A 15,791-nucleotide genomic window follows, 5' to 3' on the forward strand; every position below is an offset into this window, starting at 1 on the left:
GCTCCAGAACCCACGCCATGACCGCCGAAACCTCGTCGCGCACGCCCTTCCGCAAGATCCTCATTGCCAACCGCGGGGAGATCGCGCTGCGCATCATCCGCACCGCCCGGGCGCTGGGCTACCGCACGGTGGCCGTCCATTCCACCGCCGACGCCGGCGCGCGCCATGTGCGCGAAGCCGACCAGGCCGTGTGCATCGGCGATCCGCTGCCCGCGCAGAGCTACCTGCGCATTCCCGCGCTCATCGAGGCGGCGCGGCGCAGCGGGGCCGATGCGGTGCACCCGGGCTACGGCTTCCTGGCCGAGAACGAGGACTTCGCCCAGGCCTGCCATGACGCCGGGCTGGTCTTCATCGGCCCCTCGGCCGAGGCGATCCGCGCCATGGGCAACAAGGCCGGCGCCAAGGTGCTGATGCAGGCCGCGGGCGTTCCGTGCATTCCCGGCTACCAGGGCGAGGACCAGAGCGAGGCGCGCCTGGCCGACGAGGCCGGGCGCATCGGCTTCCCGGTCATGATCAAGGCCACGGCGGGCGGCGGCGGCCGGGGCATGCGGCTGGTGAACAGCGCGGCCGAGTTTCCGGAACTGCTGCGCAGCGCCCGCTCCGAGGCGCAGAGCGCCTTCGGCGACCCCGAGGTGATCCTGGAGCGCGCCATCGTGCGGCCGCGGCACATCGAGATCCAGGTCTTCGCCGACCGCCACGGCCACGCCATCCACCTGGGCGAGCGCGACTGCTCGGTGCAGCGCCGGCATCAGAAGCTGATCGAGGAGGCGCCATCGCCCGCGGTCGACGCCGACCTGCGTGCGCGCATGGGCGCCACGGCTGTGGCAGCCGTCAAGGCCATCCGCTACGAAGGCGCGGGCACGCTCGAGTTCCTGCTGGACGCCGAGGGCCGCTACTACTTCATGGAGATGAACACGCGGCTGCAAGTGGAGCATCCCGTCACCGAGGCCATCACCGGCCTGGACCTGGTGGCCCTGCAGTTGCGCGTGGCCGCGGGCGAGCCCCTGGGCATCGCGCAGGAGGATGTGCGGTTCAGCGGCCATGCCATCGAGGTGCGCCTGTGCGCCGAGGACGCCGATCAGGGCTTCATGCCCCAGAGCGGCACCATGGCCCTGTGGCAGATGCCGCCGCAGTTGCGTGTGGAGCATGCGCTGCAGTCCGGCGCCGAGATCCCGCCGTACTACGACTCGATGATCGCCAAGCTCATCGCCCACGGCGACAGCCGCGAGGACGCACGACGTCTGCTGATGGCCGGCCTGGAGGATGCGGTGGCGCTGGGCGTCACCACCAACCAGGCCTTCCTGCACCGCTGCCTGGGCCATGACGTCTTTGCGGCCGGTGGTGCGACCACCGCCTTCATCGCCGAGCACCAGGCCGCGCTGCTGGCGCCCGATGCGGCCCTGCGCGCGCGGGCTGCGGCCATCGCCGCCGTGCTGCTGTACGAGACCACCGCGGCACCCCAGGCGCCCGGCCAGCGTCGGCTGGCGCCCAGCCTGCCCATCGGCATGCGCCTGCAGATGGCGGGTGAGACCGTGGCCGCCAGCGTGGTGCTGACGGAGGGGCGCCACTTCTCGGTCGGCATCGGCGAGGCCACCTACGGCATCGCGCTCGACGGGCTGGCGCAGCACCGCGCCCGCTTCACCTGCGATGGCCTGCAGGAGAGCGTCGCCTTCCATCGCGATGGCGCGACGCTGCTGCTGCACTACGCCGGCCTGCCGATCCGCATCGAGGACCGCACCCGCGCCGCGGCGGCGCGCCAGGGCGAGGCGGGCGGCGACGGCAAGGTGCGCGCGTCCATGAACGGCCGTGTCGTGGCGGTGCTGGCCGCCATCGGCGACATGGTGCAGCCCGGCCAGCCGGTGCTCACGCTGGAGGCCATGAAGATGGAGCACGTGCATGCCGCACCTGTGGCGGGTCGGCTGGTCGCCCTGCATGTGAAGACCGGCGACCAGGTGGCGGCGAGCCGCGTCGTCGCCGAGATCGAGGCGGTGGCCGAGGCCGTGCCCGCCTGAGCGGGCTGGCGGCCGCGTGCCGCCCTTTCATTCCTTACAGCGAGACGTCCATGACAGAGAACGCAGCGCCCGCCGCGGCGCCCGCCGTGCTGTGCGAGAAGCGGGGCCATGCCCTGTGGGTCATCCTCAACCGGCCCGACAAGCGCAACGCCATCAACAAGGAGGTCGTCGCGGGCATCCGCGAGGGCTGGCGGCGCGCCCATGCGGACCCCGAGGTGCGCGTGATCGTGCTCACCGGGGCCGGCGACAAGGCCTTCTGTGCGGGTGGCGACCTGCAACCGGGCGCCGGCTTCGCCTTCGACCTCTCGCGGCCCAACATCGACTATGCCGACCTGCTGCGCGAGGTGCAGAACGCCACGCTGCCGAGCATCGCGCGCATCAACGGCACCTGCATGGCCGGCGGCATCGGGCTGCTGTGCATGACCGACATGGCCATCGCCGCGGAGCAGGTGCAGTTCGGCCTGCCCGAGGTCAAGATCGGCCTGTTTCCCATGCAGGTGCTGAGCCTGCTGCAGGACCTGGTGCCGCGGCGCGTGCTGCGCGAGTGGTGCCTGAGCGGCGAGCCCTTCGGTGCGGCGGAGGCCCACGCGGCCGGCCTGCTCAACCATGTGGTGCCCGCGGCCGAACTGGACGCGAAGACCCAGTGGCTGGTCGACCGCGTGGCCGACAAGTCGCCCACGGCGCTGCGCCGCGGCAAGTACGCCATGCGGGCCATGGCCGCCATGTCCTTCGACGAAGGCATCGCCTACACCGAGAGCCAGATCGCGCTGCTCGCCATGACCGAGGACGCGCGGGAAGGCCTGGCCGCCTTCAACGAAAAGCGAAGGCCGGTGTGGACCGGCCGTTGAGCCTGCGGTCCCTGCCGCGGCCCCGGGTCGATACCGACCCGGACAGCGTGTAGACGCAAGAGGCCGAAGACCCCCTTTGCTAGCCTTTCTTCGCTGCCCGCAACGGGCGCGAAGGCCCCTGAAGACACCCATGACCGAGCCCGTCGTTTCACTTGCACGCCATGGCGACATGGCCGTGCTGACCATCGCCAACCCGCCCGTCAATGCCCTCTCCACGGCGGTGGTGGCGGGCCTGGCCGAGGCCGTGCTGGCCTTCGAGGCCGACCGCAGTTTTGCCGGCCTGCTGGTGCACTGCACGGGCCGCACCTTCGTGGCGGGCGGGGACATCGGCAGCTTCGACGATCCGGCCTTCTCGGCCGCTCCCTACAACCGCACCCTGGCCCGCATCGAGGCGCAGGATCGCCCGGTGGTGGCCGCGCTGCACGGCACCGTGCTGGGGGGTGGGCTGGAGCTGGCCCTGGCCTGCCACGCCCGCGTCGCGGTGCCCGGCACGCAGTTCGGGCTACCGGAAGTCAAGCTGGGCCTGCTGCCGGGCTCGCTGGGCACGCAGCGCCTGCCGCGCGCGGTGGGCGTCCGGCTGGCGCTGGACATGATCTCGACCGGCCGCAGCCTGGATGCCGAGGCCGCACGCGACGCGGGCATCGTCGACGACGTGCGTGCGGGCGATCCGCTGGCCGTGGGGCTGGCCTATCTGATCGAGCTGCAGGCGCGTGGCGACGCGGTGCGGCGCCTGAGCGCGCAGCCTGTGCCGGACGAAGGCCTGCCGGCCGACTTCTTCGCGCAGGCGCTGCAGGCCGCCGCGCAGCGCAAGCCCTTCCATCCTTCCGCGCGCAGCATCGTGCTGGCGGTGCAGGCGGCGGCCACGCAGCCCTTTGCCGAGGGCGAGGCCACCGAGGCACGGCTGTTCGAGCAGTTGCGTGTGTCGCCCGAATCGGAGGCCCTGCGGCACCTGTTCTTCGCCGAGCGCCAGGCCGCGCGCATTCCGGGCCTGCCGCGCGACACCGCGCTGCGGTCGGTGCGGCGAGTCGGCATCCTGGGCGCGGGCACCATGGGCGGCGGCATCGCGATGAACTTCGCCAACGTCGGCCTGCCCGTCACGCTGGTCGAGGCCTCGGCCGAGGCGCTTGCGCGCGGCCTGGGCATCATCCGCCGCAACTACGAGGCCAGCGCCGCCAAGGGCCGCATGACGTCTGCGCAGGTGGAACAGCGCATGGCGCTGCTGCACGGCAAGCTCGACGACACCGCGCTCGCCGACTGCGATCTGGTCATCGAGGCCGTGTTCGAGGACATGGCCCTCAAGCAGCAGGTCTGCGCGCGGCTGGGTGCCGTGTGCCGGCCCGGCGCCATCATCGCCACCAACACCTCCACGCTGGACGTGGACGCGCTCGCCGAGGCCACCGGCCGGCCGGCCGATGTGGTGGGCCTGCACTTCTTCAGCCCCGCCAACGTGATGCGCCTGCTGGAGGTGGTGCGCGGCGCGCGGACCGCGCCCGACGTGCTGGCGACGGCGATGCAGCTCGCACGCAGCATCCGCAAGGTGGCGGTGGTCTCGGGCGTGTGCTACGGCTTCATCGGCAATCGCATGGCCGAGGTCTACATGCGCGAGGCCGAGTTTCTGTTGATGGAAGGCGCAAGCCCTTCGCAGGTCGACGGCGCAGTGGAAGCGCTCGGCATGGCGATGGGCCCGTGCCGCATGCTCGACATGGCCGGCATCGACGTGGGGGCCCGCACCGTCATCGAGTACGGCAAGGCCGGCGGGCTTCCGCCGGACGACAGCTACCGCGCCATGGTGCGCCGGCTCTACGAGCTGGGCCGCTTCGGCCAGAAGACCGGCGCGGGGTACTACCGCTACGAAGGCCGCACGCCGGTGGACGACCCCGAGGTCGCACGCATCGCGGCCGATTTGGCTGCAGCCCACGGCATCGCGCGCCGCACGGACATCGGCGCGCAGGAGATCGTGGAGCGGCTGCTGTACCCGCTGATCAACGAAGGCGTGCGGATCCTGGAGGAGGGCATCGCCTACCGGCCAGGCGACATCGACATCGTCTGGACGGCGGGTTACGGCTTCCCCGACCACCTCGGTGGGCCTCTGTGGTGGGCCGACACGCTCGGCCTGGCCACCGTGGCCGACCGACTGACCTTCTACGGCCGCACCCGCGGCGACCGCTTCGGCTACTGGCGCGTGGCGCCGTTGCTGTCGGAAGTCGTCCGCAGCGGGCGGCGCCTGTCCGACGGGCTACCGGGCTGAGCGCCACCTGCCCACCTCACGCATCACCCACATCGGAGACACGCCATGGAAGACCTCACCCTCATCGACGGACTGCGACGCCAGCTCGCCGAGCGGCCGGACGCCACCGCCTACCGGCAGGGCGAGCGGCGGCTCAGCTACCGCGACATCGAGGCCTTCACCAACCGGCTGGCCCACGCCCTCGCCGGTGCCGGCGTGGCACGCGGCTCGCGCGTGGCGGTGCTCACCAAACAGCATGTCGAATGCATCCTGGTGACGCTGGCCGCCTGCAAGCTGGGGGCCGTGTGCATGCCGGTCAACTGGCGTCTGGCGGCCAAGGAGGTCGAGTACATCGTCAACAACGGCGAAGCGCCCTTCCTGATGGCCGATACCGAGTTCCTGCCCCTGCTGGAAAAGGCCGAGCTGCCGGGTGTGCGCATCCGCGTGTGCACCACCGAGGGCACGGCCTTGCCCTCGCTCGCCCAGTGGTGCGCCGGCCAGTCCGACCGCTTCGAGCCGGTGGCCGCGGACACGCATGACGCGGCGCTGCAGCTCTATTCCTCCGGCACCACGGGGCTGCCCAAAGGCATCGTGCTGACGCATGCGGGGCTGCTGTCCACCTCGCGGGTGGTGTCGCGCGAATGGAAGTTCGACCACCGGCATGTGCTGGGCAACCCGTTGCCGGTCTTCCATGTGGCGGGCATGACGATGCTGCTGCTGACGCTCTACACGGGCGGCCAGACTTCGTCGTACCCGGAGTTCGATCCGCGCGGCTACCTGCGTGCCATCGGCGAGCACGGCATCACCCACACCTTCGTGGTGCCGGCCATGATCCTGTTCATGCTGCAGGTGCCCGAGGCCAAGTCCTTCGACTTCAGCCGGCTGCAAATCGTCGCCTACGGGGGCTCGCCGGTGAGCGAGTCGGTGCTGCACCAGGCCTTCGAGCTGTTCGGCTGCGACTTCCTGCAGGTCTATGGCCTGACGGAGGTCTCCGGGCCGGCCACCTTCCTCTTTCCCGAGGACCACCGTGCTGGCGATGCCGAACTGCTGCGTTCTGCGGGTCGGCCCATTGGCGGCGGGCGCCTGCGCATCGTCGATCCCATCGACCTCAAGGACCTGCCCGACGGCCAGGTGGGCGAGATCTGGATCGAGTCCGACCGCAACCTCAAGGAGTACTGGCGCAACCCCGAGGCCACGGCCGCCGCCTACCCGGAAGGCCGCAATGCCAATGGCGGCTGGTTCCGGTCGGGCGACGCGGGCTACATGAAGAACGGCTATCTCTACATCAACGACCGCATCAAGGACATGATCGTTTCGGGCGGCGAGAACATCTATCCGGCCGAGGTGGAGAACGTCCTGATGCGTCATCCGGCCGTGGCTGACGGCGCCGTCATCGGCGTGCCCGACCCGACCTGGGGCGAATCGGTCAAGGCCTGCGTGGTGCTGCGCCCCGGTGCCACTGCCGACGCGCGCGCCATCATCGACTTCATGCGCGAGAACCTTGCGCACTACAAGTGCCCGAAGACCATCGACATCGTCGAGGTGCTGCCACGCAACCCCAGTGGCAAGGTGCTCAAGCGCGTGCTGCGCGAGCCCTACTGGAAAGGCCAGACGCGCGCCGTGGGCTAGGCGCGCATCCCGGGCGCACGAAGAGGCGCCTGTTCCCATCCACAACGGAGACAAGCATGCTGAAGAAACTCGCCATGGCCGCCACCGCGGCCGCGGCCTGCTGGCTCGCGCCACAGGCCTTCGCACAGGACAAGCCGATCAAGATCGCGCTCATTGCCAGCAAGACCGGGCCGTCCGAGGCCTATGCCCGCGACACCGAGCGCGGGCTGCGCCTGGGCCTCGAATACCTCACCCAGGGCTCGATGACGCTGCTCGGCCGCAAGATCGAGCTGATCGTCAAGGACGACCAGATGAAGCCCGAGCTGTCCAAGGCCATGCTCACCGAGGCGCTGGCGGACGACAAGGCCGACATCGCCATCGGCACCTCCTGGTCCGGCGGCGCGCTCTCGATGGCGCCGGTGGCGGAGGAGTACGGCAAGCTGCTGATGGTCGAGCCGGCCATTGCCGATTCGCTCACGGGCTCGGCCTGGAACAAGTACCTCTTCCGCGCCAGCCGCAACTCGTTCCAGGACGCCCTGGCCAGTGCCGCGGCGCTCAAGGACGGCGACAATGTCGCCTTCCTGGCGCCCGACTATGTCTACGGCAAGGACGGCGTGAAGGCGGCCAAGGAAGCGCTGGCCGCCACCAAAAAGAAGGCGACCGTGGTGCACGAGGAGTACATCCCGCTGTCCACCACCGACTTCACCGCGCCCATGCAACGCATCTTCGACCGCATGAAGGACGTGCAGGGCAAGAAGTACCTGGTGGTGATCTGGGGCGCACCCAATCCCATCCGCAAGATCTCGGAGCTCAACCCGGGCCGCTACGGCATCGAGTTCCTTTCCATCGGCGGGGCCAACCTCGAGAACGCCAAGCCCTGGCGCGGCCTGGACATCACCGGCGGCACCTTCTACTACTACGACTTCCCCAAGAACCCGATGAACGACTGGCTGGTGGCCGAGCACCGCAAGCGTTACCAGACGCCGCCGGACCTGTTCACCGCGGGCGGCTTCGTCACGGCGGCGGCCATCGTGGCCGGGGTGAAGAAGGCCAACTCGGTCGACACGCCCAAGCTCATCGCCGCCATGGAAGGCATGGAGTTCGACACGCCCAAGGGCAAGATGACCTTCCGCAAGGAAGACCATCAGGCGCTGCAGTCGCAGTACCAGTTCCGAATGAAGAAGGCGCCGGCGAACGAGTGGGACCTGTTCGAGCTGGTGCGCGAGATCCCGGCGTCCGAGATGCCGCTGCCGATCACCGTCAAGCGCTGAGCGCATGCACGACGCGACAGCGCAAGTCCGCCCGCCTGAAGCGCGTGCACCGGTCCTGGAGAGCCGGGGACTGGGTATCCGCTTCGGCGGCCATGCCGCCGTGGACGACGTGAGCGCGGCCTTCCATGCGGGAACGCTGACGGCCATCGTCGGGCCCAACGGGGCCGGCAAGACGACCTACTTCAACCTGCTGTCCGGCCAGCTGCCGGCCACGGCCGGCCGGGTGCTGCTGCATGGCGAAGACGTGACCCGGCTCGACGCCGCGCGGCGCACGGCCCGCGGCATCGGCCGCGCCTTCCAGCTCACCCACCTGTTTCCGCGGCTGAGCGTGCTGGAGAACGTGCGGCTGGCGGTGCAGAGCCGCCACCGCGCCGGCTTCAACATGCTGGCCGTGTGGCGCAGCCGGGGCGATCTGGTGGAGCAGGCGCGCGAGCATGTGCAGCAGGTCGGCCTGGCCGCGCGCCTGGACGAGCAGGCGGCGCGGCTGTCGCACGGCGACAAGCGCAAGCTGGAGGTCGCCATCCTGATGGCGCTGGCGCCGCAGGTCGTCATGCTCGACGAGCCCACGGCCGGCATGAGCGTGGACGAGGTGCCGGTGATCCTCGACCTGATCGCCCGCCTGAAGGCGCGCGGCGATCGCACCATCCTCCTGGTGGAGCACAAGATGGACGTGATCCGTTCGCTGGCCGACCGCATCGTCGTGCTGCACAACGGCCGCCTGGTGGCCGACGGCTTGCCGGCCGAGGTGATGGCCTCGGCCGTCGTGCAGGAGGCCTACCTCGGCGTGCGCCGCCAGCGCGCGGCGCGCAGGGAGGCGGCCCATGCATGAGATGCTGGAGCCAAAGACGGGCGACAACGCGCTGCTGTCGCTCACCGGCGTGCACACCCACATCGGCGAGTACCACATCCTGCAGGGCGTGGACCTGCAGGTTCCGCGCGCCGGCCTGACGGTGCTGCTGGGGCGCAACGGCGCCGGCAAGAGCACCACGCTGCGCACGATCATGGGACTGTGGCACGCCAGCCGCGGCACGCTGCGCTTCGATGGCGAGGACATCACTGCCGCGCGCACGCCGGACATCGCACGCCGCGGCATCGCCTTCGTTCCCGAGGACATGGGCGTGTTCGCAGGGCTCACGGTGCAGGAGAACCTGCGCCTGGCGGCCATCGGCGGGCGCTTCGACGAGGCGCGGCTGGCGTGGATCTTCGATCTGTTCCCGGCGCTCAAGCGCTTCTGGCTGCGGCCGGGCGGCACGCTGTCGGGTGGGCAGAAGCAGATGGTGGCCATCGCCCGTGCCATCGTCGAGCCGCGCAAGCTGCTGCTGATCGACGAGCCCACCAAGGGCCTGGCACCGGCCATCGTCGACAACCTGGCCGATGCCTTCGAGGCGCTGAAGGCCCGGGGCACCACCATCCTGCTGGTGGAGCAGAACTTCCACTTCGTGCGCGCGCTGGGCGACCATGTCGCGGTGATGGACGACGGCCGCATCGTGCACACCGGCACCATGGCCGCGCTGGACGCGGACGAGGCGCTGCAGGCCCGGCTGCTCGGCCTGCATGCCGGCGCCGTCCATTGAGGGAGACCGACGAATGTCCGCCACCGACTCCACCCTGGCCGCGCCGCCGCAGGCGGCGGTCATGCCCGCCGCACCTGCAGCGCTGGAGGCCCTGCCGGGCCGGCGCCGCGATCTGGTGCCCGTCCTGACCATCCTGGCCTTCATCGCCGTCGCGCTGCCGGTCACGGGCAGCCTTCCCACCTGGGTCACGCTGACCGTGGCGGCCCTGGCCATGGGCATGATGCTGTTCATCATGGCCAGTGGCCTCACGCTGGTCTTCGGCCTCATGGACGTGATGAACCTGGGCCATGCGGCCTTCGTGGCCGTCGGCGCCTACACGGCGACGCTGATGGTGGGGCCCTTGCAGGCCCTGCTGCAGTCCGCGTCGATATGGGCCGGCATGGCGGCCATCCTGGCCGTGATCGCCGTGGCCATGGCCGTAACGGCACTGCTGGGCTGGGTGTACGAGCGACTGTTCGTGAAGCCGGTCTATGGCGACCATCTCAAGCAGATCCTCATCACCATCGGCGCCATGATCGTCATGGAGCAGCTCGTGCTGGTGGTGTTCGGTGCCAACCAGATGCTGCTGCCGCTGCCCGAGGCGCTGCGTGGCTCGATCCTGCTGGGCGACGTGGCCATCGAGCGCTACCGGCTGGTGGCCGTGGGCGTGGGGCTGGCCGTCTTCATCGGGCTGACGCTGGTGCTCGGGCGCACGCGCATCGGCCTGCTGATCCGTGCGGGCGTGGAGAACCGTTCCATGGTCGAGGCCCTCGGCTACCGCGTGCGCACGGTGTTCGTGGGCGTGTTCGTGGCCGGCTCGGCGCTGGCGGGCCTGGGCGGCGTGATGTGGGGCTTCTACCGCGAGCAGTTCACCGTGGCCATCGGCGCCGAGGTGCTGGTGCAGATGCTCATCATCGTCATCATCGGTGGGCTGGGCTCGGTGGCCGGCTGCTTCGCCGGTGCCATGCTGGTGGCGCTGACCACCAATTACGTGAGCTTCCTGCTCCCCGACCTGGCGCTGGTCTCCAACATCCTGGTGATGATGGCCGTGCTGCTGTGGCGGCCGCAGGGGCTGTACCCGGTGCACAAGCCGTAGGAGGACGTCCGCCATGCTCATGCGAATCCTTTCCGGCGACCTGCCGCGCAGCCGGGCGCTCACCGTGCTGCTGCTCCTGGTGCTGTTCTATCTGGCCACGGCGCCCTTTCTTTTCTCCGGAGCCCGGCCGTTGAACGTGGCGGCCACCATCTGCGTGTTCATCGTGCTGGTGGCGTCCTTCGACCTGCTGCTCGGCTACTGCGGCGTGGTGTCCTTCGCGCATGCCATGTTCTATGGCATCGGCGCCTACGGCGTGGCCATCGCGATGCACACGCTGGGGCCCACCTGGACGGCCATGGGCGTCGGGGCGCTGGCGGCGATCGGGCTGTCGGTGCTGCTGTCCTTCCTGATCGCGCTGATCTCGCTGCGGGTGAAGGCCATCTTCTACACCATGATGACGCTGGCCTTCGGGGCTGCCTTCGGGGCCCTGGTGATGCGCCTGAGCGGGATCACCGGCGGCGACGATGGCCGCACCTTCCGCTTGCCGCAGGCCCTGACGCCGGCCTTCCGCCTGGTCGAGGACGAGGTGCTGGGCACGGCCATCAACGGCCGCCTGCTGACCTACTACCTGGTCTTTGGCGTGTCGCTGCTGCTCTTCCTGCTGATGCTGCGCGTTGTCAACTCGCGCTTCGGCCGGGTGCTGGAAGCCATCCGCGAGAACGAATTCCGCGCCGAGGCCATCGGCTATCGCACGCTCCACTACCGCATCGCCGTCAACTGCCTGGCCGCGGCACTGGCCACCTGTGCCGGCATCCTGATGGCACTGTGGCTGCGCTACGTGGGGCCGCAGACCACGGTGGGCTTCAACGTGATGCTCAACATCCTGCTGATGGCAGTGATCGGTGGGCTGGGCACCATCTATGGTGCGGTCATCGGCGTGGCGCTGTACATCGTGGCCGAGAACTATCTGCAGAGCCTGATGGCGGGGCTCAGCAGCGCCCTGGGCGCGGCGCCGCTGCTGGCCAAGCTGTTTCACCCCGACCGCTGGATGCTCTGGTTCGGGCTGGTGTTCGTGCTGTCGGTGTACTTCTTCCCGAGTGGCGTCGTGGGCCGGCTGCGCACGGCTTTGGTCCGGCGCTGAGAGCCTGCCCGACCGCGCTCAGTCCAGGGCGAGTCCGCGCATGCGAGGAAGGGTGCGCTCGCCGGACTTCTGCAGATGGCGCCGCATGCGCTTTTCTGCCTTGTCGGCGTCGCCCATCAGGATCGCCTCCGTGATGCCGCGGTATTCGGCCACCATGGCGCGTACATCGGCGGGCGTGAGCAGGTGGTGGAACTGGGCGCGGAAGAGATGGGCCCGGGCCTGCGGCAGCACGCGGTCGAGCTCCGGGCTGGCCGCGATGTCGAACATGACCTTGTAGTAGTGGGCGCGTGCGTCGAGCACGTGGTCCAGCGCCTCGGGCGTCTCGGCGCGCACGAGCTTGTGCGCGGCCGCCTCGAAGCGCCTGGCGTTGTCGCCCAGGTGGATGCGTTGGGCGGCCAGGCGCGCGGCCAGGCCCGAAAGCACCTCCAGCACGCCCAACAGGCTGGTCGCGTCTTCGCGGGTGAGCGAGCGGATGACGGCGCCCCGGTGCGGTGTGAGTTCGACCACACCGCTGGCGGCCAGGATGCGCAGCGCTTCGCGCACCGTGCTGCGGCCCACGCCCAGGTCACGCATCAGGTCGGTCTCGACCAGACGCTGGCCCACCACGAAGCGGCGATTGAGGATGCCCTTGCCGATGGCGTCGGCCACGCGGTCGGGCGTGCTGCGCGGATGGGCGGGCGACACGGCGGCGGGTGTCTTGCGCACGGCGGGGCGGCGTGTGGCGGCGGGCTTGTTGTCGTTCATGGATGCGGATGTTGGCCTGTGCCATTGTCGGGCGATGAGGCCCGATCGGGGCTCCGCACCGGCACGCGGCGAGATGCCTCCAGCAGGTGGACGCAAGACGGCAAGGCCCCCTCGTCCTACGCTGCGGACCCGCGCTGATCGGCGTGGCGGCGCACTTCGATGCGCGTCGCCCGCGCGACGGCGGTCGGGGCAAGTACCTAAGATCGTCTGACGAAATCATCCTACTATCTGGCCGAATCACCATGCGGGCCACGGTTGCCCGCTGCCTGCCCCATCTCTCGAAAGGCCTTTCGTGTTCGCGTTCTCTCCCAAAGTCCAGGATCTGCAGCAGCGCCTGCTTGCCTTCATGGACGAGCACATCCATCCCAACGAGGACCGCTACTACAAGGAGGCCGAGGCGCTGGGCCCATGGAAGGTCGCGCCGATCCTGGACGAACTCAAGCCGAAGGCGCGCGCGGCGGGGCTGTGGAACCTGTTCCTGCCGGACTCCGGGCATGGTGCCGGCCTGAGCAACTTCGACTACGCGCCGCTGTGCGAGATCATGGGCCGCTCGCACCTGGCGCCCGAGGTGTTCAACTGCTCGGCACCCGACACCGGCAACATGGAGGTGCTGGCCCGTTACGGCACGCCCGAGCAGCAGGCGCGCTGGCTCACGCCGCTGCTGGCGGGGGAGATCCGCTCCTGCTTCGCCATGACGGAGCCGGCCGTCGCCTCCAGCGATGCCACGAACATCGCGTCGAGCATCGTGCGCGACGGCGACCACTACGTCATCAACGGCCACAAGTGGTACACGACCAACGCCACCGATCCGCGCTGCCGCATCTGCATCTTCATGGGCAAGTCCGATCCGGACAACGCCGACCGCCACCGGCAGCAGTCCATGATCCTCGTGCCCATGGACACGCCCGGCGTGAAGGTGGTGCGGCCCATCGCGGTGTTCGGCTTCTACGGCGTGCCCGACCGTGCGTCGGAGGTGATCTTCGAGAACGTGCGGGTGCCGGCGGCCAACATGCTGCTGGGCGAGGGCCGTGGCTTCGAGATCGCGCAGGGCCGGTTGGGGCCGGGCCGCATCCACCACTGCATGCGGCTGGTGGGTCTGGCCGAGCGGATGCTGGAGCGCATGTGCCGACGCAGCCTCTCGCGCGTGGCCTTCGGCAAGCCCATTGCGCAGCAGGGCGTGACGCTGGAGCGCATCGCCCAGGCCCGCATCCTGATCGAGCAGGCACGCTTGCTCACGCTCAATGCGGCGCACCGCATGGACACGCTGGGCAACAAGGGCGCCAAGGCGGACATCGCCATGATCAAGGTGGCGGCACCGCAGATGGCCTGCCAGGTGATCGACTGGGTGATCCAGGCCCATGGTGGCGGCGGTACCAACAACGACCTGGGTATCGCGTCCGCCTATGCCACCGCGCGGCTGCTGCGCCTGGCCGATGGCCCCGACGAGGTGCATTGCGCCCAGATCGGCAAGCTCGAGCTGGCCAAGTACCGATGAGCATGCGAAACGCTTTCGCCGACAGACCGCCGAGGAGACCATGAAGGACAGTTCGATCGATCCCGCATGCGACCGCGCCTTCGGTGCAGCCACGGCGGCCGAGCCGTCCGAGCCGCTGATGTGGCTCAACACCGACCGCGTGCTGTATGTGGGCCTGCTGGGTGCGCCTTCGATGCGTACCTTCGGCGCGTATTCGCTGTACCTGTCGCTGGCGCGGCCGCATCGCATCTGCGTGGAGGGCGGTCGCTGGGAGGAGGCGTCGTTGTCGGTGGTGCCGCCCTACGTGCCGCACCGCATCGTCTCGGTCGACCGGATGATCTGCAATGTGCTCGTCGAAGCCGACACGGTGCGGGCGGCCGATCTGTGCGGTGCGCTGCGCGCAGGGCGCGGCGCCATTCACGATCCCCAGGCCGTGCAGTCCCTGCGTGAGGCACTGCTGCGATTCAGGCTCGGCAGTACGCGGCAGTACGCCCGCACCGCCGACTTCGACCGCGCCTTCTTCGGTGCGGCCCTGCCTGCGCGGCCCCTGGACCGCCGCATCGCCCAGGTGCTTGCACGCATCAAGGACGACCCCAACCGCCATTTTCCGGCCGAGGACTGCGCGGCCAGCTGCCATCTGTCGGTGTCGCGCTTCCTGCATCTGTTCCGCGCCGAGGTGGAGGCGCCGTTCCGCAGCTTTCGCACCTGGGAGCGCGCACGCAGCCTGCTCTATTTCGTCACCCGGAACTCGAACCTGGCCGCCATCGCGCTGGATGTGGGCTATCCGGATTCGACCCATTTCAGCCACTCGATCCGGCAGATCTACGGGCTCACGCCCAAGTCGATCTTTGCCGGCTGTAGACGGCTGGCGCTCTATGGCAGCGGTGCCGCCGCCCTGCCGCGTTTCGCCTTCCATTGACGCCGCTTCTTCGCTTGCAGCCTTCCTTCCATGCAGATCGATCTCGACTTCACCGGCCGCCATGTCGTGGTGTTCGGCGGCACCAGCGGCATCAACCTGGGCATCGCCGATGCCTTCGCGCGCCAGGGCGCCCGCCTCACCGTGGCGAGCCGCAAGCCGGAGAACGTCGATGCGGCGGTCGTCGCGCTGCGCCAGCACGGCGGCGAGGTCCAGGGTGTCAGCGCCGACGTGCGCGACTTCGATGCCGTGGGTGCGGCCTTCGCGCGGTCGGCCGAGGCCTTCGGTCCCATCGATGTGCTGGTCTCCGGCGCGGCCGGCAACTTCCTGTGCGCGGCCAAGGACATGTCGGCCAACGGCTTCAAGGTCGTGGTGGACATCGACCTGCTCGGCACCTTCCATGTGCTGCGGCAGGCGCACGCGCATCTGCGCCGGCCGGGTGCCTCGGTCATCAACATCACCGCGCCGCAATCCTTCGTGCCCATGCGCTACCAGGCCCATGCGAGCGCCGCCAAGGCAGGTGTGGACCAGCTCACGCGGGCGCTGGCGCTCGAATGGGGCGGGGAGGGCATCCGGCTCAACGGCATCTCGCCCGGGCCCATCGATGGCACCGAAGGCTTCCGCAAGCTGATGGCGCCGACGCCGGAGGACCGCGAGTTCGCGCGCCGGCAGGTGCCGCTGCAACGCTTCGGCGGGCTGGACGACATCGCCAACCTGGCCTTGTTCCTGGGCTCGCCCTATGCGGGCTACATCTCGGGCGCCGTGATTCCCTGCGATGGCGGTGGGGCGCTGGAGAGCGTCAAGCCGGCACTCGAGGCGGCGGGGGCGGCGCTCTGAGCTTGGGCGGCCTTGGGCCCGGTGCCCGGCGGTTCGCAGGCGGGGCGCCGCGGCAGGGCACCCGCCAGCAGTGCCCGCATGGCGGCGCCGCGTTGGCTAAAGTCGACGGGGTCGGGGCGAGCGC

Annotated in this window: 13 protein-coding genes; 12 read left to right on the forward strand and 1 reads right to left on the reverse strand. The window is 69.8% G+C overall.

Going from position 1 to position 15,791, the window contains the following annotated elements; genetic code table 11:
* Positions 1 to 17: 17 nt before the first annotated feature.
* The 9 genes from KBC94_RS17740 (at position 18) to KBC94_RS17780 (ending at position 11,696) form a co-directional block, all read left to right on the forward strand.
* Entirely contained in the window at positions 18 to 2,012 is a 1,995-nt protein-coding gene (locus KBC94_RS17740; protein WP_294373006.1) for an acetyl-CoA carboxylase biotin carboxylase subunit, read from the forward strand.
* A gap of 50 nt (positions 2,013 to 2,062) precedes the next feature.
* Positions 2,063 to 2,860, forward strand: coding sequence for an enoyl-CoA hydratase/isomerase family protein (locus KBC94_RS17745; RefSeq protein WP_294373007.1), 798 nt, complete (start codon positions 2,063 to 2,065; stop codon positions 2,858 to 2,860).
* A 130-nt stretch (positions 2,861 to 2,990) separates the two neighbouring features.
* Positions 2,991 to 5,108 carry a 3-hydroxyacyl-CoA dehydrogenase NAD-binding domain-containing protein gene (locus KBC94_RS17750; protein WP_294373008.1) on the forward strand — a complete coding sequence of 706 codons (2,118 nt, stop codon included), beginning with the start codon at positions 2,991 to 2,993 and terminating at the stop codon, positions 5,106 to 5,108.
* A gap of 45 nt (positions 5,109 to 5,153) precedes the next feature.
* Complete coding sequence (locus KBC94_RS17755; protein ID WP_294373009.1) at positions 5,154 to 6,716, forward strand: long-chain-fatty-acid--CoA ligase; 1,563 nt, start codon at positions 5,154 to 5,156, stop codon at positions 6,714 to 6,716.
* Positions 6,717 to 6,772: 56 nt separating this feature from the next.
* Entirely contained in the window at positions 6,773 to 7,966 is a 1,194-nt protein-coding gene (locus tag KBC94_RS17760) for a substrate-binding domain-containing protein (RefSeq protein WP_017761940.1), read from the forward strand.
* A gap of 4 nt (positions 7,967 to 7,970) precedes the next feature.
* Entirely contained in the window at positions 7,971 to 8,795 is an 825-nt protein-coding gene (locus KBC94_RS17765; RefSeq protein ID WP_294373012.1) for an ABC transporter ATP-binding protein, read from the forward strand.
* Position 8,796: 1 nt separating this feature from the next.
* Positions 8,797 to 9,540: an ABC transporter ATP-binding protein gene (locus tag KBC94_RS17770; protein WP_294373254.1), complete on the forward strand. Its 744-nt coding sequence runs from the start codon at positions 8,797 to 8,799 to the stop codon at positions 9,538 to 9,540.
* 61 nt (positions 9,541 to 9,601) lie between these two features.
* Positions 9,602 to 10,615, forward strand: a complete 1,014-nt coding sequence (locus tag KBC94_RS17775) for a branched-chain amino acid ABC transporter permease (RefSeq protein WP_294373256.1) — start codon at positions 9,602 to 9,604, stop codon at positions 10,613 to 10,615.
* A gap of 13 nt (positions 10,616 to 10,628) precedes the next feature.
* Positions 10,629 to 11,696, forward strand: coding sequence for a branched-chain amino acid ABC transporter permease (locus KBC94_RS17780; RefSeq protein ID WP_294373014.1), 1,068 nt, complete (start codon positions 10,629 to 10,631; stop codon positions 11,694 to 11,696).
* An 18-nt stretch (positions 11,697 to 11,714) separates the two neighbouring features.
* Here KBC94_RS17780 and KBC94_RS17785 read toward each other — a convergent pair whose 3' ends face one another.
* The gene (locus KBC94_RS17785; protein WP_294373016.1) at positions 11,715 to 12,440 is read right to left on the reverse strand and encodes a GntR family transcriptional regulator; all 726 of its coding nucleotides are present in this window, start codon (positions 12,438 to 12,440) and stop codon (positions 11,715 to 11,717) included.
* A gap of 292 nt (positions 12,441 to 12,732) precedes the next feature.
* Between KBC94_RS17785 and KBC94_RS17790 the strand changes: the two genes are divergently transcribed.
* The 3 genes from KBC94_RS17790 to KBC94_RS17800 are packed head-to-tail and all read left to right on the forward strand — an operon-like array spanning position 12,733 to position 15,667.
* The gene (locus KBC94_RS17790; RefSeq protein WP_294373018.1) at positions 12,733 to 13,935 is read left to right on the forward strand and encodes an acyl-CoA dehydrogenase family protein; all 1,203 of its coding nucleotides are present in this window, start codon (positions 12,733 to 12,735) and stop codon (positions 13,933 to 13,935) included.
* A gap of 40 nt (positions 13,936 to 13,975) precedes the next feature.
* A complete protein-coding gene (locus tag KBC94_RS17795; protein WP_294373021.1) occupies positions 13,976 to 14,833 on the forward strand; it encodes an AraC family transcriptional regulator in 858 nt (285 codons plus the stop codon).
* 30 nt (positions 14,834 to 14,863) lie between these two features.
* Entirely contained in the window at positions 14,864 to 15,667 is an 804-nt protein-coding gene (locus KBC94_RS17800; protein WP_294373024.1) for an SDR family oxidoreductase, read from the forward strand.
* Positions 15,668 to 15,791: the final 124 nt, after the last annotated feature.

Origin of the sequence: Pseudacidovorax sp. (genome assembly GCF_017991995.1) — a bacterium.
Lineage (GTDB): Bacteria > Pseudomonadota > Gammaproteobacteria > Burkholderiales > Burkholderiaceae_C > Xenophilus.